We start from the raw sequence: 25,178 nt of genomic DNA on the forward strand, positions 1-25,178 counted from the left end.
AATTTTATCAGATACTTCCGCCCGATTTCGCAGCCGCAACCGAACCAGCCCGAGAGCCAGCGGGCCGCATAGCTCGGCGCGGCGTTCTGCGGGCGTCATCTGGCAGGGTGGGAGTGGATTGGGTCGTTTCATACGGGCCTCGGGGCGGTTGTCTCCCTGGGCCTCTACTCATCGGCCTCGGGAACCGTCCCAACCGTTCGCCCGACGGTTGCGGCCCTATGGGTGAGAACATATTATGAACATTCAATTCATGGAAAAAGGGGATTCGCGATGGCCGGCAATTTGAAAAAGTTCGTGAATCCTCGGTTCATCAAGACAATTGATCTGAGCCTGATGAAAGCATTGCTTGCCCGTCACGAAGGCAAATTCACTGATTTCTCCATCGATGTGCTCGATCAGGAAGAAGATGTGGCACGGGGCGCGCTACACGACCTCCTGACGGGGGCTGAAGACAGTTATCCAGAAGGTTTGCGGGCCGATCTCCACCGTATCGCCGAACTAGGCGACAAACGCGGCCTTGAAATTATCCAGACCCAGGCTGATCGTCAGGGCATCGATCTATTTCCGGACATTAAAACCGGCGATGAGGATGCGCCTAACAGGGCACATGAGCCGAAACACATCGCCGTCCGGGTATTTCTGGAACATCCCGACCTGTTCGACGCCGCCGCCGATCACATGGCGATGCTCGCAGCTGATCGACTGCACGAGTACGCCGGCAAGGAACGGGGCGTCGCGATCGATCTGACGCCAGAAAAGGTCGAGGCGTTCAAGACGGCTGTCGCTGACCTGTTCCGCGATGCGTTCCTGGGAGATTACTGCCGAGTCGGTGATTACGCCGATGGCGACGAGATCAACCTCGTGGTCAGTCACGGCTCCATGGTCTCGACCATGCCGGTCGTCGAAGGCCTGCAGGAGCGGGTCATCAGTGTTCGGCAGATCGCCCATGCTGTGCTGCGATATTCCGAGAACACTGGGATGCTTCGGCTCGCGCGGATCAGAAAAGCCCACCAACCAGAGATCGCCGAACTCTTCGCTGCGATCATCCTGGGGCGGCCCGGCTTTTTCGATGGTGACGATGCACAAGACCTTTACACGCTAAGACCGATTGAACTCGCAGGCCCCGATTTCGCTTTTGATCATGCCTACGATCCCATGATTGACCGCGTCCTGATCATCGAGGCGGCGGCGGACCTGATGGTGCCTGGCAAGAAGGGTTATCCACGGGTGGCGCGCACGCTTCGGTCGCGCGATCTTGGCGGGGAAGCGCTTCGGCACTATGGCGGCACGCCGGTGTCGTTTGCCGGAGCATGGCGTCTTGGCGAATTTGTTTTTCGGATTTTGTTCAAGGGCGATGGTAAGCGACAACCACAGGTAACCGTCAAACTGCGCCCACCCGGCGTCCTGCAGTTCCGGCGCACTCAGCACGAGGCGCGGGTGATGACCTTGATCGAACGAAACGGGCTGACGAATGACCGAGACGATTTTGCAGTTATTGACGCGGCTGAGTGAGGCAGGCGACGACGCCGTTCTCTCGGGGGCTATCGCTCAATCGCATTACGGATCTGAGTTTGACAGACTTTTGCGCAAGCGCGTCTTGGTTGAAGTAGCACCAATAAGCGAGTGGGATGTCTGCGATCGCTGTGAATGCGAAATGATCTCGCGGCCAATTCGACAGAATGGCGATCGATACCAAGCCGATTGCCCGCTCGATTCTCGAGAAGACGTGGTTCTGAGTGCCGAGGACATCCGGTCTTTTCGAATCAATCTCCACGGTCTTGCCGGAGAGATTTCCACCAAGGCTGCGTTGCGAGGTCACGCTGTAGCTGTCGCGGGAGGTCTCTGGAAATTGGGTGAAACAGAGGCTGGGAGACTTGTTTTCCTGATCTTTCAGACGTCAGTTCTGAAGCTGGAAGGGCTTTTGCCGATTATGCGAAGGTTGTCAGGTTCAGGCTCGGTGACCCTTGTTGCGCCACGACCACCGGCAGAGAGAGCGGCCTATCTGATCGACGCAGGGGTCCACGTCATTGGATTTGAAACCGTCTTTGCCGCGCATTCCGCCAGCCGAGACAACGCGGTTCTCGATCCCCCATCAGAAGAAGCGGAGTTGGTCGTTCACGTGCAATCGGGCGCAGTCGAATGGCGCAATTGCCTCATTTCCTTTCCTCACCAGCTTTTTCCGTCACTTCGACGGCTGGTGGACAAAGCGCTTTCAAGGGATACGCTTGCCTCGAAGGCGTATCTTGAGGACACAACCGGTCGCGCGGCATCAGATCTTGTGCGGGAGATGCGCGACAAGATCGTGGCCTCTGGTTTCTCGCAGGCGGATGCCAAGGATCTGATCAAGACGGTACATGGCAGAGGCTATCGACTGCAGATCGACCCGTTGCGGATCAGGATTATCGAGTAGCCGTCGGCTGCCGGGCATCACGGCCGTGAATAGACTGCGCCGGATCTACAAACCATCGCCGTGTACCACCATCGCTGAAAAAGCGGCTGTCATTCTCTTTGTGGACTGTAGTAGCGTTCAGAAGCAGTAGTTTAACGTAGGAATTTCATATGGAAGCCCGCACGAAGACGGTCGAAGACTGGTTCGCAATGATCCGCGAGGGGCTTTTGACGCTGCCCAGGTTCCAGCGTTTCGAGGCGTGGCGACCAAACCAGATCGAAGGTGTTCTGGAGAACATCCTCCGCGTACCGTCACTGCCGATCGGCGCGCTTCTGCTCTTGGAGGTTGGTGACAAGGAGCTCTTTCATTCGCGACCGCTTTCCGGGGCCCCAAATCCAAAGGGCATGCCGCAAATGAACCTGCTTGATGGGCAGCAGCGCATGACCGCTTTGTGGCGATCATTAATCGATGACTATGACGAGTTCACTGTTTTCGTATCCTTGGAAAACGAAGAGCGCCCTGAAATCGAAATTGTGAAGCGATACATTTCCAAGTCAGGCAAACGCATGCCGCTTTGGGCTGACATTCCGGCCGAGTGTCTGGAGCGCAGTTATTTCCCTGTTTCGATACTTTGTCCTGGTTCCAAAGGCGAGCATGCGATGGACGAATGGACCGAGGCAGCGGAGACGGACAAGGCGACTGACAAAGCCATCATGCGTTTGCGCCAAAGGCTTGCCTCTTATCCCATTCCGTTCTTGTCGCTGCCTGTGACCACGGAACAGGAAACGGCGCTCGACGTCTTCATCAAGATGAACACGTCGGCATCGCCGCTGAAGGATTTCGACATCGTTGTTGCACAGCTTGAGGGCGCTGTCGGCGACTCGTTGCACGACATGATTGCCGAACTCAACGAAAAAGTTCCTGCCGCGGCCGACTATGGAAAGGTAGAAGACGCGGCCTTGGCGATTGGGGCTTTGCTGAACGGCAAGCCGCCACTGAAGCGCACGTACCTTGATCCAGCGTTCGGCAGCGAGCTGGCCAATGTTTGGGATCAGGTTGTGGTTGGATTGAAGCGCGGCGTGTCGTTCTTACGGGACGAAGCGATTTTCAATGAGCGTTTGCTGCCAACTGAGGTGATTGTCTACCTGACTGGTGCGCTATGGGCGTATGTTCCTGTCGACGGTGCGGATCAAGAGGGGCGCGCGCGAACGTTGATCAGGAAAGCAATCTGGCGTGCAAGCTTCACCGATCGCTATCTCAAGACTGCGACCACCCGTGCCTTTGCCGACTACAAGGCGATCCAGGACATGATCGTAAATCCAGACTCGAGCGCCGCGCCGGATCTGTTTGATGAAGCCCAAAATCCGTTGCCTCCGGCTGTCGAACTCATTCGCGGCGGCTGGCCGAGCCGCAAGGACAGACTTGGACGGGCAATCATTGCGGTCTCGCTCTACGGCGGAGGCTATGATTTCGCCGATGGCGCGAAAGCAACCGCAGACAACGTGCGCTTTCGCGAGTACCACCACGTCTACCCGCGTAGCCTTGTGCAGGATCAGTTCCCCGATCACGAGGTCAACTCCGCTCTGAATTGTGCGCTGATCTCTTGGAAGACCAATCGAAAGATCGCGGCCAAAAACCCCAAGCAGTATCTTGAGGAGCGCGGGCAGGATGCCAATGCCACTGAAGAACAGGTTCGGCACAGGCTCGAAAGCCATCGCGTGCCTTACCACGATCTGCTTGACGGTGATTTTCAGAAGTTCATCGAAACGCGCGCCGATCTGATCCACACGTCGATGCAGAAACTCTGCGAAGGCTCCGTCCCTTGAACTGATCGTGCAACGGTCCGGCTGGGATATTGGTAGGTTGTCGCGCTAGCGGCTCCCAGAAACCCACAGAACTTTCCCAGATCGTTCCCACCAAAGCACCAGCTGCATCCGGCAGTTTCGGCTCATCAGAAACGATGACCGAGGCGCACAGCGATGCAGATCGAACTCTCACCCGACGACATTGAAACCATCATCTCCGAGGCCGACTCCGCGGCCTGGAGGCTGCGGCGGCGGCTGGGCTTGCCCGCATGCGATCGTGAGGATCTGGGTCAGGATCTCCTGATCGATCTTCTGCGCCGCTTGCCAGCTTTTGATCCGGCACGCGGCAGCCTCGGCGCATTCGCAGGTCTGGTCCTACGCAATCAATCCTCACGGATCGCGATCCGGATAATGCGTGAACGCAGGGCGCAGGGTGGCGGGTTGCTGTCGCTCGATGCGCCCTCGGGTTCTGAGGACCAGCGTCCGCTCGCCGAGACCATCGGTGAGGACGATGGGCTGTCTGCTTGGCACGGCCAGGCGACCAACGCGTGTGCATTCACTGAGCAGCATCAGGCCGTGCAAACCGCGGTTTCACGGTTGCCGCCGGAGGACCGGCGTCTATGCGCAGCGCTGGCGCATCGCCCGATTTCGGCGCTGGTCTCCGAAGGTTTCGGCAGCCGGTCCACGCTTTACCGCCGCCTTGCCGATCTCCGCCACGTCCTCACCGCTCATGGCATCGGTCTCTCCTGGGACGATGTGGCTGCGGCCTGAGTAGAGGCGAAAGGAGGAGATCATGTTCATGGGAACCACACCCTTTATTACCGTTCGCGCCAGCCGACCGCTGTCCGAGATTGAGTTCTGCGCCTGGGTGGCGCAGGCCGTTCCCGGCGACCGGCTGGAATACCATCGCGGCTTTCTGGTGCTCGACATCTTCCCTGTGTTTTCGGGGCTATCGGATGCGGCGCGGGCCGAATTGAGCAGGCTTGGATCGCGGGCCTTCTGGGCCGCCGAGCAGGGTCTCGTGCATCTCGTGCAGGAACGCGTGGGCCCGGATCAGTTCGCCTACATCGCCGTCGCCCGACCCAAGCCCAAAGCTGCTGCCGTCTCGCTCTCCGAGCTGCTGCTCGCCGAACAGGAGGCCGCGTGATGCCCGCCTTCCAATCCTTTTTCACCGATCACGGAGACCATTTCATGCCATTCCCCGAGAATACCCCCACGCCTGACGATCTGCCATCTCTCAGCGCCGCCGAGATCGCGGCCTTGCCGGTCGAGTTGCTGGCAATCCTGCAGCGCGAGATCGACGAGCACCTGAAGCGTGACAAGGCGGCCAAGACCCGCTTCGATGCCGGACTGGCCATCCGTTATGCCACCCGGGCCGCCGAAGAACGGCAGGTTCAGGCCAAGGACACCGGCTCGGTTCGGTTCGACGATGGTGATTTCACCGTGGTTGCCGACCTGCCGAAGCGGGTGGACTGGGACCAGGGTCGGCTGGCCGACATGGTCTCTCGGATCCGCGATGCAGGCGACGATCCCGCCGAATATGTCGATCTCGCTTACAAGGTGCCCGAACGCAAATACGCGAACTGGCCCGAGGCGATCCGGCAGGGCTTCGAGCCCGCGCGCACTGTCCGTCCCGGAACGCTGAAGGTCGAGATCCTCGCACAGGGGGCAGACCAGTGAGTCTCCCCATCATCAGCGCCGACCAGCGGCTGGCCGAACCGCGCGGCATCAAGGGCTGCATCTTCGGCAAGAGCGGTATTGGCAAAACAAGCCTGCTCTGGACCCTTGATCCCGACCGCACCTTGTTCATGGATCTCGAAGCTGGCGATCTGGCCATCGAGGGCTGGGCCGGTGACAGCATCCGTCCGCGCACATGGACGGAGTGCCGGGATTTCGCGGTGTTCATCGGTGGGCCCAACCCGGCGCTACGCGATGAGCAGCCCTACAGCCCGGCGCACTATGCCGCCGTCTGCGACCGTTTCGGCGATCCGGCAGCACTCGATCGCTACGACACCATCTTCGTGGACTCGATCACCGTAGCGGGGCGGTTGTGCTTCGGCTGGTGCAAGGGCCAGCCCGAGGCGCTGTCGGAGAAGACCGGCAAGCCAGATGTGCGCGGGGCCTACGGGTTGCACGGCCGCGAGATGATCGGCTGGCTCACCCATCTCCAGCACACGCGGGCGAAGAACGTCTGGTTCGTCGGGATCCTCGACGAGAAGCTCGACGACTTCAACCGCAAGGTGTTCCAGCCGCAGATCGACGGCTCAAAGACTGGGTTGGAACTGCCGGGGATCGTCGATGAGGTGATCACCATGGCGGAACTGAAGTCTGAAGGCGGCGATCCGTATCGCGCCTTTGTCTGCCACACGATCAACCCCTGGAGCTTTCCGGCCAAGGATCGCTCCGGCCGCCTGGCTCAAGTCGAAGAACCCCATCTCGGCCGACTGATGGCAAAGATCCGGACGCCTGCAGCCCCAGCGGTGGATCGCCTGACCTACGCCCCGCCGCCCGCCGATCCGGCGGCTGACGACCAATCCCAACCACAATCCTGATCAGAAAAGGAGGTTCCCCATGGGTTCCTGGAACGACTTCAATGACGCGCAGAGCAACACCAATCTCATCCCCAAGGGTACGCTGGCCAAGGTCCGCCTGACCATCCGCCCCGGTGGTTTCGACGATGCCGCGCAGGGCTGGACCGGCGGCTATGCGACGCGCGGCTCCACCGGTGCGGTGTACCTGAACGGCGAGTTCACCGTGACCGAGGGTCCATATGCCCGACGCAAGATTTTCACGCTGATTGGCCTATACAGCCCAAAGGGGCCGGACTGGACCAATATGGGCCGCAGCCTGGTGCGCGGCATGCTGAACTCGGCGCGCGGGATTTCCGACAAGGACATGTCGGCCGAGGCGCAAGCCGCGCGGCGCATCAGCGGCTTTGCCGATTTGGACGGCATCGAGTTCATCGCTCGCATCGACATCGGCACCGATGCAAGCGGTGACGACAAGAACGAGATCCGCAGCGCGGTCACGCCCGATCATCGCGACTATGCGCAGATCATGGGCACGGCGCCCCTGCAGTTCAGCGGCAATGCCCCGCAGCAGAATGCTGCCGCCCCAACGTCCTCGTCAAATCCGCCAGCGGCCAACCCCGGTGCTCCCGGGCGGCCGAGCTGGGCACAGTAAGGGGGGATCGGTCATGCGCCTTCGCCCCCGCCAGAAGACCTTTGTCGAGCGCAGTGTTGCAGCGCTCGCCTCCCGCGGCAACACGCTCGGCGTGGCACCCACCGGCGCGGGCAAGACCATCATGCTCTCGGCGGTCACCGGCGAGATGATCAGCGGCGGTGCCAAGGCCTGTGTTCTGGCCCATCGTGACGAGCTCACGGCGCAGAACCGCGCCAAGTTCCAGCGTGTGGTGCCGGAGGCATCCACCTCGGTGATCGACGCCACCGAGAAATCCTGGAGCGGTGACGTCACCTTCGCCATGGTGCCGACGCTGGCACGGGCGTCGAACCTGGCCGACATGCCGCGCCTTGATCTGCTGGTGATCGACGAGGCGCATCACGCGGTGGCGGACAGCTACCGCCGCATCATCGACCGGGTGCGCGACGCCAATCCTGACGCCCGGGTGTTCGGGGTGACGGCGACACCGACCCGTGGCGATCGCAAAGGTCTGCGAGAGGTCTTTGACAATGTCGCCGACCAGGTGCGTTTGGGCGATTTGATCTCGTCTGGACACCTCGTGCCGCCACGGACCTTCGTGATCGATGTGGGCGTGCAGGAGGAATTGAAATCCGTCCGCAAGACCAGCGCGGATTTCGACATGACCGAGGTGGCGGACATCATGGACCGCGCACCCGTCACCGACGAAGTGATCCGCCACTGGCGTGAGAAGGCGGGAGATCGTCAGACGGTCGTGTTCTGTTCCACCGTCGCCCACGCGGACCATGTGACCGAAGCGTTCAAGGCGGCTGGGATATCCGCCGCGCTGATCCACGGGGATCTCGCGGCCGAGACTCGCAAGGCCATCCTCGCCGATTACGCGGCGGGCAATATCCGCGTGGTCGTTAACGTGGCCGTGTTGACGGAAGGCTGGGATCATCCGCCGACGTCCTGCGTCGTGCTGCTGCGCCCCAGTTCCTACAAATCCACCATGATCCAGATGGTCGGGCGCGGGCTGCGCACAGTCAATCCGGAGGAACACCCGGGGCTGGTCAAGACCGACTGCGTTGTGCTTGATTTCGGGACGTCGAGCCTGATCCACGGCACGCTGGAACAGGATGTCGATCTGGATGGCAAGATCGGCACCGGCGAGGCCCCGACGAAAACTTGCCCGGCGTGCGCGGCAGAGATCCCGCTCGCCGCCACTGAATGCCCGCTCTGCGGCGAGGTATTGCTGCAGGACGAAGGCGAGACCGGCGCGGACGCAGTGCCGCTCTCGGGTTTTGTCATGACCGAGATCGATCTGCTGAAACGGTCCAGTTTCGCATGGGTCGATCTCTTCGGGACGGACGACGCGCTGATGGCCACGGGCTTCACCGCCTGGGGCGGCATCTTCTGGATGGAGGGCGTCTGGTACGCCATCGGCGGGGCCAAGGGCGAGCGGCCACGCTTGTTGGGCGTCGGCGAACGCACCGTCTGCCTCGCGCAGGCCGATGACTGGCTCAACACCCACGAGAGTGATGAAAGCGCCTTTAAGACGCGAGGATGGCTGCGCCAGCCACCGACGGACAAGCAGCTGAAATACCTGCCGCCCGAGTGCCGCCACGACTTCGGTCTGACGCGCTACCGTGCCTCGGCGCTGATGACCTTCGGCTTCAACAAGCGCGCCATCCATGCAGCCGTAAATGCGGTGGCTGGTCCCGAACGGAGGGCGGCATGACCCATGAAATCTTCAGCCCCCATCACGGCCGAGGAACGGCGGCGTCTCTGGCATCCGCGTGGAACGCTCTGTGCTGTCTGCCAGCAACCCACGCGTGGTTTTGGCTGGCGCGATCCGGTCCGGTCGAGGCGGCCCCGGCCATCGGTCTGGTTCTGCTCGATGCACTGCCAAGGCTTGTGGACGCGTTTGGCGCGGGAGCGTTTTGCGATGGTTGACCTGACAGAAGAAGAACGCGCCGCCGTCACCGCCACCATGAAACGCGTCGCGCTGCTGATGGACGAGATCGGCTGGCAGACCGCGTTCGCGGATCTGACCGAGGCACAGGTGCGTGCCCTGATCGAAGAGGCCGTCGAGGGATTCCGTGAGGCCATGTCCGACATCGCCCGGGCCCAGACACCGGAGGTGCCGTTCTGATGCTGGATTTCAATCATCGCCCCTCCATGGCCGAGCGGATCAACAAACTGATCGACGCCGCTCTCATTGCCGAGCGCGAGGCCACGCCACCCCGGATCTATCTCGGCGCATCCCGCTTGGGGCATGCTTGCGAACGCGCGCTTCAGTTCGAGTTCGCCGGTGCACCCAAGGATGAGGGTGCCCACTTCGGCGGGCAGACGCTGCGGATCTTCGCGATTGGTCATCAACTCGAGGATCTGGCGATCCGCTGGCTGCGCGCGGCCGGGATCGATCTGGCGACCCAAAAACGCGATGGCGGCCAGTTCGGCTTTTCCGTCGCGGGTGGTCGCATCCGGGGCCATGTCGACGGGATCATCGCTGATGCCCCGGCAGCGCTTGGCATGCGCGCCCCGGCGCTTTGGGAATGCAAGACCATGAACGCGAAGAACTGGCGCGCCTGCGTCAAGGACGGGGTGACTGTCTCCAAACCCGTCTATGCCGCCCAGATCGCGATCTATCAGGCCTACATGGAGCCCTCGGTGCCGGGAATTTCGGCCGCACCGGCGCTGTTCACCGCGATCAACAAGGACACGGCCGAGCTGCACCATGAGCTCGTCCCCTTCGATGCCGATCTCGCGCAGCGCATTTCCGACCGCGCGGTGCGGATCCTGCAGGCCACAGACGCAGGTGAACTGCTGCCCCGCATCGCCGCCAACCGCGACTTCTTCGAATGCCGGTTCTGCGCCCACGCCGAGCGGTGTTGGAGGCTGGCTGGATGACAGACGACCCCGCCGAACCATCAGACCCCGTCCAGGACACACCCATGCGCGACGACACAACGCCCGACATGCCCGCGGAAAACATCGTCCACTTCAATCCGTGGCGCGACTTCAACGACGCGGCCCCGCAGATTGATGTGTTCGGCGATGAGCCGGACCCTGAGCAGATCGCCCAGTTCATGCAGGTCGTCTTCGGCTACTGCGACGGCCTGATTCCGGTCCGCAGTTTTATCGACAAGGGCCAGGGCATCGATGGCCGCCCGCACAATATCTGGCTCGAGGTGGATCAGGCCGCCCCGGAGAAGATGGCAACCTTCGCCACATGGGCCTCACGCGAGGGCGCAGCGGTCTACGTGATCCCCGGCACTGTGGCTGCGTCAGGCCAGGCCAAGGCTACGGAAATCCAGCAAATGCAAACCGTGGTCGTCGACCTCGACACCGGAGACATTGCCGCAAAGCGTGCCCATCTGGAGCGCCATCTTGGTACGCCGACCATGGTGGTGGAAAGCGGTGGCGTGACGCCGGAGGGACAGCGAAAGTGCCATGTCTGGTGGGCGCTAACCGAGCCCGCCGAGGGGGATGACATAGCGCGCGTCTGCCGTCTGCGCGGCGACATTGCCGCCAAGGTCGGTGGCGACATGCATTTCCGATCCGCCCATCAGCCGATCCGGGTGGCAGGCTCAGTCTACTACAAGAACAGCCTGAAAACGCAGGTGCGCATTGTCGAGCTGAACGCCGCCCACGAGCGTGATCTGGCCGAGTTCATCGAGGCCGTGACCGACATGTCGCCCGCGGCGGGCGTGTCCCTGCAGCCCGAATTCAGCCATCCCGACAAACCCGCCATCGACGAGGTTCTGATCACCCCAGTGCGCGAGGGTGCGCAGGATGATTGGTCCCGTTTCGAGGGCGCATCCGCCGCGATCGGGCATTTCATCCGCATGGTCCACGAGGGCCGGATGTCAAAGGACGAAGGCTGGGAAGGCATCTGTGGCTACAACGCCGCGATGTTGCGGCCCCAGTGGCCAGTCGAACGGCTCAAGCGCGAGTCCGAGCGGCTCTGGGATCGGCATGTCGAGAAATACGGACCGCCGGTTATCCGATTGGACTCCGGCACACCGGGGCCGGTCGAGATGCCCACTTTCACCCTCGGCGCTCTGCTGGACGACCAGAGCCCGATGCCCGAAGACATCATCGCACCCCGCGTCCTGACGCCGGGCGGACTCCTGGTGCTGGGCGGCGCGCCAAAGGTCGGCAAAAGCGACCTGCTGATCTCCTGGCTCGTGCACATGGCGGCAGGTGCGCCGTTCCTCGGCTTCACCCCGCCGCGTCCGCTGCGGATCTTCTATCTGCAAGCGGAGATCCAGTATCATTATCTGCGGGAACGGCTGAAGCAGATTGCCCTGCCGCCAGAGGTATTGGCCGCCGCGCGCGACACCTTTGTAGCGACGCCAAAGCTGAAGATGCTGCTCGATAATGAAGGCAGCGTACGCGTGGCGCGCGCTATCCAGACCGCGTTCCCCGACGAACCGCCCGACATCCTTTGCGTCGACCCGATCCGGAACCTCTTTGACGGCGGTCCCGATGGCGGCGGCGAAAACGACAACACCGCCATGATGTTCTTCCTCAAGGAACGCATCGAAGTCCTGCGCGACCATATCGACCCCGACTGCGGGGTGATCCTGATCCACCACACCAAGAAGCTCAGCAAGCAGCAGGTGAAGGACGATCCCTTCCTCGCGCTCTCCGGCGCCAGCGCCCTGCGGGGCTTCTACACCTCCGGCCTGATCCTGCATCGACCCGACGAGGAGGCCGCTGAACGCAAGCTGGAGATTGAACTTCGGAATGGTCCGGCGCTGCCTTCCAAGCTGATCGACAAGGTCGGCGGCCAATGGGTCGAGATCAACCCGATGAACGAGCGTCTGGTGCGCCAGGACGTTGGGGCGAAGCACGACGCAGAACGGGACCGCAAGGCCGAGGTGATCTGCGGCCTGCTGTACGAAGAGGCCCTTCAGGGTCGGATGTACACGATGACCCATTTCGCTGAGACCTTCGAGAACACCGGGGGTCTTGGCGGGCAATCGATCATCCGCGAACGACTGAACGTGCTGACCACGAAAGGCTACGTGAAGTTCGTCCGCGGGGCCGCTGCGACAGCGCTGGATCTGGCGACAGAGCGGAGCAAATACGGCTATCTCTGCGTCGAGACCATGCGTCTGGCGACCAGCCGGGAGCGTGTCGATCCAGGCACCGGAGAGGTCTCGCCAGAGCTGATCGACGTCCTGCCCAGCCACTACAAATGCCCACAGACCGGTGCCGTTCTGCCCGTCGAAAACCCCTCCGTCTGGGTCTATCGGGAGGTGGAGGACGCATGATGAAACACGCAGTTTCGCCTCCCGAAATCTGGCCGCAAAGTTCCGAAATCTGGCCAGATTTTGCAAAATCTGAAATCCTGGCGAAATCTGGAATCTGGCTTTTTCCATTTGGCTTCAGGGGTTTGGAACGTCCTTTCCAGATTTCGGAAGGGTGTTTCCGAAATCTGCTCCGCAATCTGGATTTTGTCAACAAAATCAGTGCGCTGCGCCAGATTTCAGATTTCAGAAAAGTCCCCCCTAAAGGGGTAGGTGTCCTCCCCGCTACAGGCGGGGAGAGCCACCACCTACCCCTGGGCAATTTCTCGGGTCGCAGTCTGACCCGTTCCACCCCTCGAGCAGCCAATCACAAAAGGAGAAAGCCCATGGCGGACCAGACCATGACCAACCCCAATCAGAACGCCGTCCGAAATGTGCCGCCCGCGTTTACCGGCCAGCGCACATTGCTGGCGCTCGATCTTGGCACAACCACGGGCTGGGCGCTGCATGGCACCGACGGGCTGATCACCAGCGGCACAGCATCGTTCCGCAATGGCCGCTTCGATGGCGGTGGAATGCGGTACTTGCGCTTCAGCAACTGGCTGGGCGAGTTGGACAGGCTGTCCGGTCCCATCGCTGCCATCTGGTTCGAGGAAGTCCGCCGCCACGCGGGCACCGACGCAGCCCACGTCTATGGGGGCCTCATGGCCACCTTGACCGCGTGGGCCGAGATGCGCGGTGTGCCTTACGAGGGCGTGCCCGTCGGCACTATCAAACGGTTCGCAACCGGAAAGGGCAACGCCAACAAGGAGGCCATGATCGCATCCGCCCGGGCACGCGGCTTCAGCCCGGCCGATGACAACGAGGCAGACGCCATCGCGATCCTGCTCTGGGCCATGGAAACCCAAGGAGGTGCACAATGACCGGCATGCGGTTCACGCCGAGGGGTTATGGCGGGCACCGCCGCCAGCCCGAAGAGGTCAAACGGGACGGCTGGAAGGAACAGGGGCTGCTGGCCGTCGCCATTGACGATGACCGGTTGACCTGGCCCGAGCGGGAATTGGTGCGCCAGCTTGGCGAGCGCCTTTACGGCAAGCGGGAACCGGAGGCGCGCCATGGGTGAGTGGACCACAGCGCGCGTGGAGGACCAGCTGGAGAGCGCGGCCGAAGTCTTCCGCACCTTGCCCGGCGTCATGCCTAAGGGCTTCTTTAATGCCTGGCCCGAGTATTTTCACAGCTTCGCGGACAAGGTCGGACAGGAACCCCAGATGCGGCGGCCCCGGCCGGGACCGCGCCAGATCACCGAAGCCGAGGAGGCGTTGCTCTGGCTGCGCTGGCTGGAACGGGATGATGCCCGGATCGTCTGGCTGCGGGCCGAGCGCACGCCGTGGAAGCCGATCTGCTGGCAGATGGGGATTAGTCGGGCGACTGCGAACCGCAGGTGGCAGTACGGCATTGCTGTCATCGTTTGGAGGTTGAACGGAAGGCAGGCACCGCGGAACAGGTCCAGGGATTTCGTTATTGGGAAGGCACGGTAGGTCTAGATGCGGGGTGGCTACTCTGATAAACCCCTACAAATAGTAGGGAGTTCGATCCGGATTCGTCGTGTGAGGAGGCAGTCGAAGCATGTCTGATTGGTCGCTTTTTTTGTGTGACAAGCGATTCGCGGGCTTGCTCAATAGGCCGAAATCCAGCGGAGGCCCCGAGCCCCTCGATTTTGCTGCATCGCAGTTTCGTTTGCCGCAAGAGCGTGATCATGATCGGATCTTGTTCTCTACGCCGTTTCGACGGATGGGGGACAAGACGCAGGTATTCCCGCTTGAAAGCATAGAAAGCATCCGAACCCGGCTGACGCACTCCTACGAGGTCGCAAACCTAGCGCGGTCGCTTGGGGTTGAAATTGCTGTCAGCCTTGCTGACAAATTGCCCGAAGACGCTCTTAGGAAAATTCCAGCATTGCTGGCCGCAGTCGGCCTGGCACACGACATCGGGAACCCGCCGTTCGGCCATCAGGGCGAGTATGCCATTCGGTCTTGGTTCGAACGCAACTCAGACGCCCTGTTTGAACCACCGGACATTGAAAATTATCCTGACATTGCGGCGGATGTCGATCGGCTCACGCAACAACACAAGAACGATTTCCTTCTGTTCGAGGGAAATGCACAGACTCTGCGGGTCGTAACAAAACTCCAGGTTATTGGTGATGACCTTGGTTTGAATTTGACCTTGGGTACGCTGGCAGCCCTGATGAAGTATGTGGCGGCATCTGACGAAATCGATAAGAAGGTTCAGGCACAAAAAAAAGTTGGTTTCTTTGCTTCAGAACAGTCCTTGGTAGCGAAAATTCGCAGTGAAACAGGATTGAAGGGGGATTCTCGCCATCCCTTGGCACTGGTGATGGAGGCGTGTGACGATATTGCCTATTCAGTACTCGATGCTGAAGATGCGATCAAAAAAGGCCTTGTCTCGCTGAATGATCTGCTAGCATCACTTGAGTACCATCCGGACGGTGCAGACGGGCTCGACCCGGTCGTAAAGCACCTCTGCGAATTGTCGCGCTGGGAGTTTGAAAAACTGCGGAAGCAGAAACTGCACCCAAGTGAGCTACAAGATGTGGCAACCCAGAAATTCCGAGTTCATGCAATCCATCTAATGGTTTCAGCTGTCGCTGCCGCCTTCCAAGAAAACTACCAATCCATTTTGAACGGAGAGTTTGCCGGGGAACTCGTGAAGGTTTCCAAGGGTGGGGCTCTTTGCAAAGCTCTGAAGGACTTTGATAGAGAGAACGCCTTTAGCCATAAATCAGTGCTAGAGGTCGAGCTCAATGGCTATAATACGCTCAACCGCCTGATGGACTTTCTCTGGATCGGCATTTGTGAGCGCGAGAAATACGATGACCTCGAAAGCAAGAGAACTTCTCCATTCGCAGCCTATGTTTATAGCAGGATCTCCAAGAATTATCGGCGGATATTTGAGGGTAAGGTTGACCAATACCATGCTGACCCCAACCTCCCTATTCGATATAAAGAGATGCAGTTGCTGACTGACATGGTGTCTGGAATGACGGATCAGTTCTGCATTGATCTGCATGACGATCTTCTGAAACACTATCGCGAGATGCACACAGTTAATGGAACGCCAGCTTGAGAATAGGGTTCGCTATTTCTTGAACTCGCGGTATCGCGGGCGTGAAGACGTGCGACAGACACTTAGCGAGCTTCGTGGATATGGCCGTCTTGTGCTTATTGGCGGAATGCTGCGTGATGTTGCTCTGTTCGGAAATGCGGGGTTCAAATCAGATCTCGACTTCGTAATCGACACATACGATCTGTCGTCTTTCGAGGGCCATATGAGATCAATTGGGGCACGTGTTAATCGATTTGGGGGTTATTCGCTTCCCTCGAGGAAGTGGCAGATTGACATTTGGCCATTGCAGCGTACTTGGGCGCATCTTGCAGGGCACGTTCGGGTCCGAACAGTTGCAGACTTACGAGACGTGACCTTTTTTAAGTGCGACGCGATAATATACGATCTGGCCTATAAAAGACTGCGTGCGAAGTCCGGTTACTTCGATGACTTGGATCGCAAAGTTTTGGAAATTAACCTCCGGCCGAACCCAAACCCGAGAGGAAATGCTGTTCGAGCGTTCCGATACTCGTTGATGAAGGGGTTTCGCTGGGGCCCAAACCTCACGCATTTCATCGCCGAGACGATTGACGAATTTGGTTGGAATGCTCTTCGAGAAAATGAGATGCGTTCATTCAAAACGCAGTACCTTGACATGCTGAGGATAAACGAACTTCAGCGTGAGATTGAAAATCACGCATCGGATCCCAACGATTTGCTGTTTGAACCATCAGCCTTCAAAAGAAATGTCCAATTGGAACTGCCGTACGTCCATTGACGATTTGTCAGGGCAAGTTCCCTTGTTCACTTGTCAAACATTAGCGGCCCCGTGAGACGTTTTTGCGTGAGACATCGCAAGGCGAGACAAATCCGGATCTGGCGGCTACAAATTGGATATGATCGTGAGAGGCGCGTGCATGACGGCCCGCGCCGCTGGACCCCAGAATTCCACGAGGGGTCCAAGCGGCTAGCCCACTGACTTTACGGGTCCTTCCTCGCCCCAAACGTATACGGGCGGGCGAAGCGCGCAATATCGCCAGCGTCAGGGCCGGTTTTTTGGGAAGCCACCCCTAGCAGGCATCCACCCGCGATCCGCTGAAAACCACGACAAAACAAACCTTTGGCACCGGATACGCCTGGTGGCCGCTGGACCCCTCGCGGAGTCCAGGCTGGCTGCCGGTGTCCGGAGTCCACCCGATTGAGGCGAACCGATCCGCATGACCTTGAGCTTTGCCCCGGAGGCGATCGAGACCTGGCCGCTGGCCAAGCTCCAGCCCTATGCGAAGAACGCTAAGCTGCATGGGCCCGACCAGGTCGCGAAGATTGCCGCCAGCATGGCAGAGTTCGGCTGGACCGTTCCCTGTCTGGTCGCGGACGACGGAGAGTTGATTGCGGGCCACGGCCGGGTTTTGGCCGCGACGCAACTCGGGCTGACCGAAGCACCCGTGATCGTGCTGGGGCACCTGACCGAGGCGCAGCGCCGGGCGTACCGGATCGCGGACAACAAGCTGACGGAACTCGGCACCTGGGAGGAGGCGCTGCTGTCGGCCGAGCTGAACGACCTGCTGGCCGAAGACTACGACCTGTCGCTCATCGGTTTCGATGACGCAGAACTCGAAGAGCTCTTGGCCGGAGAGGTCGATCCCGAAACCGCCTCCCGCGAGGGCGAGGACGATGTTCCAGAGGCCCCCGAAACCCCGATCAGCCGTTCCGGCGATCTCTGGGTGCTGGGCAAGCATCGGTTGCTCTGCGGGGACGCGACGATGGCAACAAATGTCGAGCGACTGCTCGGCGACGTGAAACCGCTGCTGATGGTCACCGATCCGCCTTACGGCGTGGAATACGATCCCGGCTGGCGCAACAAGGCGGGAGCGGCCGCGACCAAGCGCACCGGCAAAGTGCTGAATGACGACCGCGCGGATTGGCGCGAGGCCTGGGCGCTGTTTCCAGGCGACGTGGCCTATGTCTGGCACGGCGCGCTGCATGCGACGACGGTTGCCGAGAGCCTCGAAGCCTCCGGCTTCAACATCCGCTCGCAAATCATCTGGGCCAAGGATCGTCTGGTGCTGAGCCGGGGCGATTACCACTGGCAGCACGAACCCTGCCTCTACGCCGTGAAGAAAACCGGCAAGGGCCATTGGGCCGGTGACCGCAAGCAGACCACTCTGTGGCAGATCGCAAACAAGGATCAGGACGCGGAAACCGTGCACGGGACCCAGAAGCCCGTCGAATGCATGCGCAGGCCGATCCTCAACAATTCCAGCCCGGGCCAGGCGGTCTACGAGCCTTTCATGGGGTCTGGCACCACGCTGATCGCAGCGGAAACCACGGGCCGCGTGTGCCTCGGGATCGAGCTGAACCCGGCCTATGTCGATGTCGCCGTGCAGCGCTGGCAACAGTTCACCGGCCAGGCGGCCGTGCTGGACGGGACCGGCGAGACCTTCACCGATCTCACGGCCAATCCACGCTGAGGCGATGCATGACCTGGCTTTACCTTCCTCCGGACGCGCTTCCGGAGCCGGAGACCTGTTCGGCCTCTCGCTCTGTTCCGGCGCGGGCGGGCTCGACCTCGGGCTCACCATCGCCATGCCCGGATATCGAACTGTGGGCCATGTCGAACGGGAAACCTACGCCGCGGCCATTCTCGTGGCCCGGATGGAAGAGGCGGCCCTGGATCCAGCGCCTGTCTGGGACGACGTTGCCAGCTTCGACGGCCGCCCGTGGCGCGGCGCGGTGGACATCGTCACTGCGGGCTATCCGTGCCAGCCGTTCTCCGTCGCGGGCAAACGCCGGGGCTCGGACGACCCGCGCCACCTCTGGCCCCATGTCGCGCGGATCATTGGCGAGGTCGAGCCGCCTTTCGTCTTCCTCGAGAATGTCGCCCATCATCTCCGCCTCGGTTTCCCCGAAGTCGCCGGAGGACTGGTCGGCATGGGCTACCGCCTTGCGGCAGGCCTCTTCACGGCGGCGGAAGTCGGTGCGCCCCATAAACGGGAGCGGCTGTTCATCCTTGCCCACCGAGAAGGACGCGAACTGGCCGACCCCGCGCGCCTGCTCCGGGACCCGCTCGAGCGGTGGGAACCGGACGGAGATGCTGCGGCTCTGGCCGACGCCACGGGCGAGCGCCAACGAAAACCGGCAGACGAAACCGACGCCGTCGCAGGAAGCGGGCAAGCATGGGATGAACCTGGCGACCTCGGCCGCGATGTGGCCAACGCCGCAGACCGACAGCTTCCGCAGCCGGGGCGGTGCCCGGAAACACGAGAAGGGCCTCGACGGGATGGCCCGGGACTGGCCGACACCGATGGCAACCGACGGCAACAAGCCGAGCGCGGGCAATCGCAAATCGGCCGACCTGACCAACGCCAGTCAGCTGTGGATGACGCCGACGGCGCGGGATCACAAGGACGGGGCGACGACATTGGCGAACACGCCGGTGAACGGCCTGCTTGGCCGCCAGGTCCTGGCGACGCCGACGGCTGGGAGCGATACCTCCGAACCGCGCCGGACGCTGAACCCAGCGTTTGTCGAGGCGCTGATGGGCTGGCCCACCGGGTGGACCGCCTTCGGCTCTGCGGCAACGGCGTGGTCCCACTGGTTGCCGCGCATGCGCTTAGAACTCTCGCGGCTCAATTGCTGGCCGACGGATGAGGTGGTCGCATGATCATGAAGCAGTCGCGCCTCATGTCGCTTGTCGAGTCCATCGCCAATGTGGCGGTTGGCTACGGCGTTGCGGTTCTCACGCAAATCATGATCTTCCCGGTTTTTGGCTTGCACACGACGCTGGCGCAGAACCTGAAGATGGGTGCGGTGTTTACCGTGGTGAGCATCGCGCGGTCTTTTGCCCTGCGGCGGGTGTTCGAGGCGATACGGATGCGAAGCGCCAAATGAGCAACCGCCGCCCCAGAGGGACGGCGGCCAGCGAATTGTTGGTGTCCGGTGCGTCAGGCGGCAGGGAGTTTGTACACGCGGCCCCGATCCTCGATCTTCTCCGAGGTTACTTCGAGCCCGAGCTTTTTCTTGAGCGCGCCCGACATCGCGCCGCGCACCGTATGCGACTGCCATCCGGTTGCGGCCATGATTTCTGCGATGGTTGCGCCCAGTGGCGCGCGCAACATGGCGATGAGGGTGGCCTGCTTGGTGCCCTCGCGCGGCGTGCGGGTCTTGGGGGCCGAATCCTCGGTCGGTTTGACCTCCGCGCTGTCAGTCTCGGTGCCGATGGCGGCGAGGCCTGCGTCGGTCGCGACCAGCGTGACGCCGTGACCGTCTCCGGTCTCGCGCCAGACGGGCTCGCCGTTGCGCATATCGGCCTCGACCTCTTCGAGGAAGCCTTTGGCGAGCATCGCGCCGATCACCTTTGCGGCGGCCCCGCCGCGCAGGCTGTCGGGTAGCGGCAAGGCAATCTGACCGTCGCGATTGGCGGCGGTGCTGAGAATGATGGCTTGGGTGTCGGAAAGTTTTGTCATCTGTGCCTCCGTGGATCAGCCGCGCGGAATGCGTGGCTTCTACCGAGGCGAGCCCGCCGCTTGGGCGGGCCGGGACCGACGCGCGAGGGCTCAGTCGTCGCGCGCGATCAGGGCAAGGAGGACGGCCGCCATGCCGCCGAGATATTCGCTGCGGCGAAACACGATCTCGTCGATCTCGCACGCGGTGTTGATGGCCGGTTCGACCTGAAGGTCGCTGCCCATGTGCGGCATCAGGCGGGCGGCCTCGCGGTTGTAGCGCTCTGCAAGGGTGCCGATTTCCATGGTGCTCACTCCGCGTGCTCGCCTTCGCTGAAGGCGCTGTCGGTGATGCGCTTCAGGAGGCTGGCGTAGTGCTCGAGGCTGCCAACCGTGGCCCAGCCGATCTCGTCGGGATGGCAGTTGAAGTGTTCGTCGCTGAGGCCCTGTAGCCGGGCGAGCATCTCGTCGATCTCGGCCTTCTTGCCGATGAAGGCGTTCACAGCCGCCTCTTTGTTGCGACGCGCTTTCTCGTCGCGAAGCTCATGGCGGGGCGTTGTCTGTGGGTTAAGGCGGGTCATCGTGGCGGCTCCGTGGTGAGTTGCATCGTTTTCGTAGGACCACGTTCGCTCTGGTGCGGAGGCTTATCAACTACATAAGCACATGATTTTGAATGATAATCGGAGCGTTCCATGGATGGTCTGAGCGAGCGCCAATACGCCGCCCGCGTCGCTCTCTCACGCGGAGCCATCCAGAAGGCCAAGGCGACGGGAAGGCTGGTTCTGCATTCCGATGGCAGTATCGACGCGGAGGCGAGCGATGCGCTGCGTGCGCAGGCAACCGACCCATCGAAAACCCGCAGAGCGCCGAAGCCGAAGCTCAAGCCTGTATCCGAGGCTGCGGTCTCAGCTGTCGGCGAAACGCTGCGCGAACAGGGAATGTCTGCCCCGCCGGGGGGGGCGGCACCACGTTCCTGCAGGCCAAGACAGCCAACGAAGTGCTGAAAGCGCAAGAGCGCCGCCTCCGCCTGCAGAAGCTGAAAGGCGAACTGATCGACCGCGCCCGCGCGCTGTCGCTGGTTTTCAGGCTGGCGCGGCAGGAACGTGATGTCTGGGTCAACTGGCCCGCACGCGCGGCAGCGTTGATGGCTGCCGACCTCGGCGTCGAGCCCGCCGCGATGCAAAAGGTTCTGGAGAAACATGTCCGTGCCCAGCTCGACGACCTTGCCGAGGTCAAACCCGATCTTCGGTGAAGACGACTTCGAGGGCGCGGTGGAAATCTTGCGCGCCTGGGGCGCGGGCCTCACGCCGGATCCGGATCTGACCGTGTCCGAATGGGCTGATCGGCACCGGATGCTGTCTGGCCGCGCATCGGCCGAACCGGGCCGGTATCGCACGGCGAGGACGCCCTACATGGGCGAGATCATGGATCGGCTGTCGCCCGGTGATCCGACCCAACGGATCGTGTTCATGAAGGCCGCGCAGGTCGGCGCGACCGAGGCGGGTAACAACTGGATCGGCTTTGCCATCCATCAGGCGCCGGGCCCGATGCTCGCGGTCCAGCCGACGGTGGAACTGGCGAAACGCAACTCGCGCCAGCGGATCGATCCGCTGATCGACGAAAGCCCGGAACTGCGGGAGCGGGTCAAACCGGCGCGCTCGCGCGACGCGGGCAACACGATGTTGTCGAAGGAATTCGCGGGCGGCATCCTGATCATGACCGGGGCAAACTCGGCGGTCGGGCTGCGGTCCACCCCGGCGCGGTACATCTTCCTCGATGAGGTCGACGCCTATCCAGCCTCGGCTGACGATGAAGGCGATCCGGTCACGCTGGCCGAAGCCCGGTCGCTGACATTTGCCCATCGGCGCAAGGTGTTCCTGGTCTCGACGCCGACCATACGGGGGATGAGCAGGATCGAACGGGACTATGAAGCCAGCGATCAGCGCAGGTTCTTCGTGCCGTGTCCGCATTGCGGCGCGATGCAATGGCTGAAGTTCGAAAGGCTTCGCTGGGAAAAAGGGCAGCCGGAAACAGCGGAATATCACTGCGAGGGTTGCGAGACCCCCATCGCGGAACATCACAAGACGGCGATGCTGGAGGCTGGTGAATGGCGGGCGACCGCTACGGCAGCGGATCCCAATACCGTCGGCTACCACCTCTCGGCGCTCTATTCGCCCATCGGCTGGCTGAGCTGGGAGCGGATCGTGCGGGCGTGGGATGCGGCTCAAGGGTCGGACGAGGCGATCAAGGCCTTCCGCAACACAATCCTCGGCGAGACTTGGGTTGAGACAGGCGAAGCGCCGGACTGGCAGCGGCTCTACGACCAGCGAGAGCGCTGGAAACCGGGCATTGTACCCGCAGGCGGGTTGTTCCTGACCGCCGGCGCCGACGTGCAGAAGGATCGCATCGAGGTCGACGTCTGGGCCTGGGGCCGTGGCCTCGAGAGTTGGCTGGTCGATCACATCGTGATCGAGGGCGGGCCCGACCGGCATGAGGCGTGGGGCGACCTGACAGACCTGCTTGGTCGAACATGGCCGCATGAACGCGGCGCGCATTTGAACATCGCGCGGCTTGCCATCGACACGGGCTATGAAGCCCCGGCGGTTTATGGCTGGTCGCGGGCACAAGGGTTCGCACAGGTGTCGCCGGTAAAGGGCGTGGAGGGGTTCAACCGGGCGAGCCCGGTGTCGGGGCCCACCTATGTGGACGCGACCGAGGGCGGCAAACGTCTGCGCCGGGGCGCACGGCTCTGGACCGTGGCGGTGTCGACCTTCAAGGCCGAGACCTATCGCTTCCTGCGACTGGAACGGCCGACCGAGGAGGACATCGCAGCCGGAGCGGCGTTCTCACCCGGCACGGTGCATCTGCCGCATTGGGTCGAAAATGAATGGCTGAAGCAATTCGTGGCCGAACAGCTGGTCACCGTGCGCACCAAACGCGGCTTCGCCCGGCTGGAATGGCAGAAGCTGCGCGAACGCAACGAGGCGCTGGATTGCAGGGTCTACGCCCGGGCCGCCGCCTGGATCGCGGGCGCGGACCGCTGGACCGACGAGAAATGGCGCGACCTCGAGGATCAGCTTGGGGTCGCCGACGCTTCTGCTGATCCCGCGGGGCAGATCAACCGGCCGGGACAGGCCCCGCAGGGCAAGCGCCGCTCCGACTGGCTCGGACGGCGCGGAGGATGGTTTTGAACATGACCGACTGGACGGAAACCGAGCTCTCGGCGTTGCGCCGGGCCTATGCCAGCGGCACGACCCGGGTCAGCTATGACGGCAAGTCCGTCGATTATGGCTCGGCCGAGGATCTGCTCGCCCGCATCCGCACCATCGAGCGCGCTATCGCAGGCACGTCCCGGCCGCTGCCGGTCGCTGGTCTCGCGAGCTTCTCGCGCGGGGACAGATGATGAAAGGCATGACCTTGTCCAAAAACCGGTTTCCACTTTTTGGGGTCATGTCGTGATGCCCCCCAACTGGTTTGACCATGCGATTGCCACGGTGGCACCGCGCGCTGCGGCCCGCCGAGTCCTTGCCCGGCAGGCCTTCGAAACCCTGACGCGGGACTACGAAGGTGCCGCGAAGGGGCGACGGACCGAAGGCTGGCGCGCGCCGGGAACTTCCGCCGATACCGAGGTTGGCGTCGCCGGGGCGCTCTTGCGCGATCGCATGCGTGATCTGGTGCGCAACAATCCGCATGCGGCGAAGGCCGTGGCGGTTCTGGTGAACAACATCGTCGGTGCGGGCATCATGCCCCGGGCGGCCAGCGGCAATGACAAGCTGGATCGAAAGGTCGATACGCTCTTCGCTCGTTGGTCGAATGTGGCCGATGCGGACGGTCAGCTCGACTTCTACGGGCTGCAGACACTGATCTGTCGCGAGATGGTCGAAGCGGGCGAGGTCCTGGTGCGCCGCCGCCTGCGGCGCGCCAGCGACGGGCTGCCGGTGCCGCTGCAATTGCAGGTGCTGGAGGCCGACTTCCTCGACGCCACGAAATCCGGCGCACTCGGCGCAGGACGGCTGGTTCAAGGGATTGAGTTCGACCCGGTCGGCAAGCGCCGGGCCTACTGGCTCCATGCCGAGCATCCGGGTGATGCCTATGGCGCGCTGCAGAACGGCCTGCAGAGCCGTCCGGTCCCTGCGACCGAGATAGCCCATGTTTACGAGAAACAGCGGACGCAGGCGCGCGGCGTTCCCTGGGGCGCGCCGGTGATCCGCAGCTTGCGCGACCTCGACGACTACGAAGTCGCCGAACTGGTCCGAAAGAAGACCGAGGCCTGCGTGACCGCCATCGTCTTCGGCGATGACGAGGCGCAGCAGGGCATCGCGCCCTCTGTGGTCGACGCCGATGGCAACCGGGTGGAGCAGTTCGAGCCGGGGCTGATCGCCTATGCCCGCGGTGGCAAGGACATCCGCTTCAACCAGCCGTCGGCCACCGGAGGCTATGCAGAATACAAGCGTGCGAGCCTTCACACGATCTCGGCAGGGTTCCGGGTGCCCTACGAGCTGCTGACCGGCGATCTCAGCCAGGTGAACTATTCCTCGATCCGTGCGGGGCTGGTGGAGTTCCGCCGTCAGATCGACGCTGTCCAGTGGCAGCTGTTCATTCCGATGTTCTGCGCCCCCACCTGGCGCTGGTTCACCGAAGCCGCATGGGCGGCAGGCCAGATCCCGACCCCGGACGTGCCGGTCGAATGGTCGCCGCCGAAGTTCGAGGCGGTCGATCCACAGAAGGACGCGATGGCGAACCTCTTGTCGATCCGCTCTGGCACCATGACCCTGGCGGAGGTGATCGCACGGCAGGGGCGCAACCCAGACGCGGTGCTGACGGAGATCGCTGCCACCAACGCCAAGCTCGACGATCTTGGGCTGGTGCTGGACAGCGACCCGCGCCGCGTCACCAAGACCGGTAGCGCCCAATCCAATAACGGGGTCGGCGATCCTGCCGCCGATGATCCGGATACCGACGAGCCCGCCGTCGACACAGACACCGACCCGGCGCAGGCCGACCAACAGGACTGACC

The 25,178-nt window shown here is 62.2% G+C and carries 28 protein-coding genes and 1 pseudogene; 26 read left to right on the top strand and 3 right to left on the bottom strand.

Features of this window, described 5'->3' with window-relative positions; all coding sequences use genetic code 11:
* Positions 1–270 precede the first annotated feature (270 nt).
* The 22 genes and pseudogenes from ACP15I_RS00725 (at position 271) to ACP15I_RS00830 (ending at position 19,610) form a co-directional block, all read left to right on the top strand.
* Positions 271–1,512: a hypothetical protein gene (locus ACP15I_RS00725; protein ID WP_424973470.1), complete on the top strand. Its 1,242-nt coding sequence runs from the start codon at positions 271–273 to the stop codon at positions 1,510–1,512.
* The gene (locus ACP15I_RS00730; protein ID WP_424973471.1) at positions 1,472–2,410 is read left to right on the top strand and encodes a hypothetical protein; all 939 of its coding nucleotides are present in this window, start codon (positions 1,472–1,474) and stop codon (positions 2,408–2,410) included. Before ACP15I_RS00725 ends, ACP15I_RS00730 begins: the two co-directional genes overlap by 41 nt.
* A gap of 149 nt (positions 2,411–2,559) precedes the next feature.
* On the top strand, positions 2,560–4,215 hold the full coding sequence (locus ACP15I_RS00735; RefSeq protein ID WP_424973472.1) for a GmrSD restriction endonuclease domain-containing protein: 1,656 nt from the start codon (positions 2,560–2,562) through the stop codon (positions 4,213–4,215).
* Positions 4,216–4,368: 153 nt separating this feature from the next.
* Entirely contained in the window at positions 4,369–4,965 is a 597-nt protein-coding gene (locus ACP15I_RS00740; RefSeq protein WP_424973473.1) for a sigma factor, read from the top strand.
* A gap of 22 nt (positions 4,966–4,987) precedes the next feature.
* Positions 4,988–5,341 carry a hypothetical protein gene (locus ACP15I_RS00745; protein WP_170846693.1) on the top strand — a complete coding sequence of 118 codons (354 nt, stop codon included), beginning with the start codon at positions 4,988–4,990 and terminating at the stop codon, positions 5,339–5,341.
* Positions 5,341–5,874 carry a hypothetical protein gene (locus ACP15I_RS00750; protein WP_424973474.1) on the top strand — a complete coding sequence of 178 codons (534 nt, stop codon included), beginning with the start codon at positions 5,341–5,343 and terminating at the stop codon, positions 5,872–5,874. Before ACP15I_RS00745 ends, ACP15I_RS00750 begins: the two co-directional genes overlap by 1 nt.
* On the top strand, positions 5,871–6,746 hold the full coding sequence (locus tag ACP15I_RS00755; protein WP_424973476.1) for an ATP-binding protein: 876 nt from the start codon (positions 5,871–5,873) through the stop codon (positions 6,744–6,746). The genes ACP15I_RS00750 and ACP15I_RS00755 overlap by 4 nt, the downstream gene beginning before the upstream one ends.
* Positions 6,747–6,765: 19 nt before the next feature.
* Positions 6,766–7,377: a hypothetical protein gene (locus tag ACP15I_RS00760; RefSeq protein WP_424973477.1), complete on the top strand. Its 612-nt coding sequence runs from the start codon at positions 6,766–6,768 to the stop codon at positions 7,375–7,377.
* A gap of 13 nt (positions 7,378–7,390) precedes the next feature.
* Positions 7,391–9,073, top strand: a complete 1,683-nt coding sequence (locus ACP15I_RS00765) for a DEAD/DEAH box helicase (RefSeq protein WP_424973478.1) — start codon at positions 7,391–7,393, stop codon at positions 9,071–9,073.
* Positions 9,070–9,288, top strand: coding sequence for a hypothetical protein (locus ACP15I_RS00770; protein ID WP_424973479.1), 219 nt, complete (start codon positions 9,070–9,072; stop codon positions 9,286–9,288). Before ACP15I_RS00765 ends, ACP15I_RS00770 begins: the two co-directional genes overlap by 4 nt.
* The gene (locus tag ACP15I_RS00775; protein ID WP_424973480.1) at positions 9,281–9,487 is read left to right on the top strand and encodes a DUF6511 domain-containing protein; all 207 of its coding nucleotides are present in this window, start codon (positions 9,281–9,283) and stop codon (positions 9,485–9,487) included. Before ACP15I_RS00770 ends, ACP15I_RS00775 begins: the two co-directional genes overlap by 8 nt.
* Entirely contained in the window at positions 9,487–10,245 is a 759-nt protein-coding gene (locus tag ACP15I_RS00780; protein ID WP_424973481.1) for a hypothetical protein, read from the top strand. The genes ACP15I_RS00775 and ACP15I_RS00780 overlap by 1 nt, the downstream gene beginning before the upstream one ends.
* Positions 10,197–12,617 carry an AAA family ATPase gene (locus tag ACP15I_RS00785; protein ID WP_424973482.1) on the top strand — a complete coding sequence of 807 codons (2,421 nt, stop codon included), beginning with the start codon at positions 10,197–10,199 and terminating at the stop codon, positions 12,615–12,617. The genes ACP15I_RS00780 and ACP15I_RS00785 overlap by 49 nt, the downstream gene beginning before the upstream one ends.
* 377 nt (positions 12,618–12,994) lie before the next feature.
* A complete protein-coding gene (locus ACP15I_RS00790) occupies positions 12,995–13,516 on the top strand; it encodes a crossover junction endodeoxyribonuclease RuvC (protein WP_424974100.1) in 522 nt (173 codons plus the stop codon).
* Between the two features lie 5 nt (positions 13,517–13,521).
* Positions 13,522–13,716: a hypothetical protein gene (locus tag ACP15I_RS00795; protein ID WP_424974101.1), complete on the top strand. Its 195-nt coding sequence runs from the start codon at positions 13,522–13,524 to the stop codon at positions 13,714–13,716.
* Positions 13,709–14,131, top strand: coding sequence for a DUF6362 family protein (locus ACP15I_RS00800; RefSeq protein ID WP_424973483.1), 423 nt, complete (start codon positions 13,709–13,711; stop codon positions 14,129–14,131). The genes ACP15I_RS00795 and ACP15I_RS00800 overlap by 8 nt, the downstream gene beginning before the upstream one ends.
* 88 nt (positions 14,132–14,219) lie before the next feature.
* Positions 14,220–15,740 (top strand): dGTP triphosphohydrolase, encoded by a 1,521-nt coding sequence (gene dgt, locus ACP15I_RS00805; RefSeq protein ID WP_424973484.1) that lies wholly within the window; start codon positions 14,220–14,222, stop codon positions 15,738–15,740.
* Positions 15,724–16,497, top strand: coding sequence for a hypothetical protein (locus ACP15I_RS00810; RefSeq protein WP_424973486.1), 774 nt, complete (start codon positions 15,724–15,726; stop codon positions 16,495–16,497). The genes dgt and ACP15I_RS00810 overlap by 17 nt, the downstream gene beginning before the upstream one ends.
* A gap of 439 nt (positions 16,498–16,936) precedes the next feature.
* A complete protein-coding gene (locus ACP15I_RS00815; protein WP_424973487.1) occupies positions 16,937–18,190 on the top strand; it encodes a site-specific DNA-methyltransferase in 1,254 nt (417 codons plus the stop codon).
* A 115-nt stretch (positions 18,191–18,305) separates the two neighbouring features.
* Positions 18,306–18,698: pseudogene (locus ACP15I_RS00820) on the top strand (DNA cytosine methyltransferase); the annotation flags it as partial.
* A 112-nt stretch (positions 18,699–18,810) separates the two neighbouring features.
* Positions 18,811–19,383 (top strand): hypothetical protein, encoded by a 573-nt coding sequence (locus tag ACP15I_RS00825; protein WP_424974123.1) that lies wholly within the window; start codon positions 18,811–18,813, stop codon positions 19,381–19,383.
* 2 nt (positions 19,384–19,385) lie between these two features.
* Positions 19,386–19,610 carry a DUF7220 family protein gene (locus ACP15I_RS00830; protein ID WP_424974102.1) on the top strand — a complete coding sequence of 75 codons (225 nt, stop codon included), beginning with the start codon at positions 19,386–19,388 and terminating at the stop codon, positions 19,608–19,610.
* 53 nt (positions 19,611–19,663) lie between these two features.
* Here the strand turns inward: ACP15I_RS00830 and ACP15I_RS00835 are convergent, their stop codons facing one another.
* The 3 genes from ACP15I_RS00835 to ACP15I_RS00845 form a co-directional block, all read right to left on the bottom strand.
* Positions 19,664–20,185, bottom strand: coding sequence for a DUF3489 domain-containing protein (locus tag ACP15I_RS00835; protein ID WP_424973488.1), 522 nt, complete (start codon positions 20,183–20,185; stop codon positions 19,664–19,666).
* A 90-nt stretch (positions 20,186–20,275) separates the two neighbouring features.
* Positions 20,276–20,467, bottom strand: coding sequence for a hypothetical protein (locus ACP15I_RS00840; RefSeq protein WP_424973489.1), 192 nt, complete (start codon positions 20,465–20,467; stop codon positions 20,276–20,278).
* 5 nt (positions 20,468–20,472) lie between these two features.
* A complete protein-coding gene (locus ACP15I_RS00845; RefSeq protein WP_424973490.1) occupies positions 20,473–20,742 on the bottom strand; it encodes a hypothetical protein in 270 nt (89 codons plus the stop codon).
* A gap of 416 nt (positions 20,743–21,158) precedes the next feature.
* On the opposite strand from ACP15I_RS00845, the gene ACP15I_RS00850 reads away from it, so the two are divergent.
* From ACP15I_RS00850 to ACP15I_RS00865, 4 genes are read left to right on the top strand one after another with little or no spacing between them, the layout of a single operon-like run.
* Positions 21,159–21,413, top strand: a complete 255-nt coding sequence (locus ACP15I_RS00850) for a hypothetical protein (protein ID WP_424973491.1) — start codon at positions 21,159–21,161, stop codon at positions 21,411–21,413.
* Positions 21,361–23,352 carry a phage terminase large subunit family protein gene (locus tag ACP15I_RS00855; protein ID WP_424973492.1) on the top strand — a complete coding sequence of 664 codons (1,992 nt, stop codon included), beginning with the start codon at positions 21,361–21,363 and terminating at the stop codon, positions 23,350–23,352. The genes ACP15I_RS00850 and ACP15I_RS00855 overlap by 53 nt, the downstream gene beginning before the upstream one ends.
* Positions 23,353–23,354: 2 nt before the next feature.
* Positions 23,355–23,564, top strand: coding sequence for a phage head-tail joining protein (locus tag ACP15I_RS00860; protein WP_424973493.1), 210 nt, complete (start codon positions 23,355–23,357; stop codon positions 23,562–23,564).
* A gap of 55 nt (positions 23,565–23,619) precedes the next feature.
* Positions 23,620–25,176 (top strand): phage portal protein, encoded by a 1,557-nt coding sequence (locus ACP15I_RS00865; RefSeq protein ID WP_424973494.1) that lies wholly within the window; start codon positions 23,620–23,622, stop codon positions 25,174–25,176.
* The last annotated feature ends 2 nt before the right edge of the window (positions 25,177–25,178 follow it).

It is taken from the genome of Dinoroseobacter sp. S124A (genome assembly GCF_049801015.1).
Lineage (GTDB): Bacteria > Pseudomonadota > Alphaproteobacteria > Rhodobacterales > Rhodobacteraceae > Dinoroseobacter.

Excerpts from the sequence above, each read along its gene's own strand:
- ACP15I_RS00740 (WP_424973473.1), top strand. The coding sequence starts at position 4,369 with ATGCAGATCGAACTCTCACCCGACGACATTGAAACCATCATCTCCGAG.
- ACP15I_RS00730 (WP_424973471.1), top strand. The coding sequence starts at position 1,472 with ATGACCGAGACGATTTTGCAGTTATTGACGCGGCTGAGTGAGGCAGGC.
- ACP15I_RS00775 (WP_424973480.1), top strand. The coding sequence starts at position 9,281 with ATGGTTGACCTGACAGAAGAAGAACGCGCCGCCGTCACCGCCACCATG.
- ACP15I_RS00830 (WP_424974102.1), top strand. The coding sequence starts at position 19,386 with ATGAAGCAGTCGCGCCTCATGTCGCTTGTCGAGTCCATCGCCAATGTG.
- ACP15I_RS00780 (WP_424973481.1), top strand. The coding sequence starts at position 9,487 with ATGCTGGATTTCAATCATCGCCCCTCCATGGCCGAGCGGATCAACAAA.
- ACP15I_RS00860 (WP_424973493.1), top strand. The coding sequence starts at position 23,355 with ATGACCGACTGGACGGAAACCGAGCTCTCGGCGTTGCGCCGGGCCTAT.
- ACP15I_RS00770 (WP_424973479.1), top strand. The coding sequence starts at position 9,070 with ATGACCCATGAAATCTTCAGCCCCCATCACGGCCGAGGAACGGCGGCG.
- dgt (WP_424973484.1), top strand. The coding sequence starts at position 14,220 with ATGTCTGATTGGTCGCTTTTTTTGTGTGACAAGCGATTCGCGGGCTTG.
- ACP15I_RS00790 (WP_424974100.1), top strand. The coding sequence starts at position 12,995 with ATGACCAACCCCAATCAGAACGCCGTCCGAAATGTGCCGCCCGCGTTT.
- ACP15I_RS00845 (WP_424973490.1), bottom strand. The coding sequence starts at position 20,742 with ATGACCCGCCTTAACCCACAGACAACGCCCCGCCATGAGCTTCGCGAC.
- ACP15I_RS00865 (WP_424973494.1), top strand. The coding sequence starts at position 23,620 with ATGCCCCCCAACTGGTTTGACCATGCGATTGCCACGGTGGCACCGCGC.
- ACP15I_RS00810 (WP_424973486.1), top strand. The coding sequence starts at position 15,724 with ATGGAACGCCAGCTTGAGAATAGGGTTCGCTATTTCTTGAACTCGCGG.
- ACP15I_RS00800 (WP_424973483.1), top strand. The coding sequence starts at position 13,709 with ATGGGTGAGTGGACCACAGCGCGCGTGGAGGACCAGCTGGAGAGCGCG.
- ACP15I_RS00840 (WP_424973489.1), bottom strand. The coding sequence starts at position 20,467 with ATGGAAATCGGCACCCTTGCAGAGCGCTACAACCGCGAGGCCGCCCGC.
- ACP15I_RS00760 (WP_424973477.1), top strand. The coding sequence starts at position 6,766 with ATGGGTTCCTGGAACGACTTCAATGACGCGCAGAGCAACACCAATCTC.
- ACP15I_RS00795 (WP_424974101.1), top strand. The coding sequence starts at position 13,522 with ATGCGGTTCACGCCGAGGGGTTATGGCGGGCACCGCCGCCAGCCCGAA.
- ACP15I_RS00765 (WP_424973478.1), top strand. The coding sequence starts at position 7,391 with ATGCGCCTTCGCCCCCGCCAGAAGACCTTTGTCGAGCGCAGTGTTGCA.
- ACP15I_RS00745 (WP_170846693.1), top strand. The coding sequence starts at position 4,988 with ATGTTCATGGGAACCACACCCTTTATTACCGTTCGCGCCAGCCGACCG.
- ACP15I_RS00785 (WP_424973482.1), top strand. The coding sequence starts at position 10,197 with ATGCCGGTTCTGCGCCCACGCCGAGCGGTGTTGGAGGCTGGCTGGATG.
- ACP15I_RS00735 (WP_424973472.1), top strand. The coding sequence starts at position 2,560 with ATGGAAGCCCGCACGAAGACGGTCGAAGACTGGTTCGCAATGATCCGC.
- ACP15I_RS00750 (WP_424973474.1), top strand. The coding sequence starts at position 5,341 with ATGCCCGCCTTCCAATCCTTTTTCACCGATCACGGAGACCATTTCATG.
- ACP15I_RS00725 (WP_424973470.1), top strand. The coding sequence starts at position 271 with ATGGCCGGCAATTTGAAAAAGTTCGTGAATCCTCGGTTCATCAAGACA.
- ACP15I_RS00825 (WP_424974123.1), top strand. The coding sequence starts at position 18,811 with ATGCTGCGGCTCTGGCCGACGCCACGGGCGAGCGCCAACGAAAACCGG.
- ACP15I_RS00835 (WP_424973488.1), bottom strand. The coding sequence starts at position 20,185 with ATGACAAAACTTTCCGACACCCAAGCCATCATTCTCAGCACCGCCGCC.
- ACP15I_RS00815 (WP_424973487.1), top strand. The coding sequence starts at position 16,937 with ATGACCTTGAGCTTTGCCCCGGAGGCGATCGAGACCTGGCCGCTGGCC.
- ACP15I_RS00855 (WP_424973492.1), top strand. The coding sequence starts at position 21,361 with ATGTCCGTGCCCAGCTCGACGACCTTGCCGAGGTCAAACCCGATCTTC.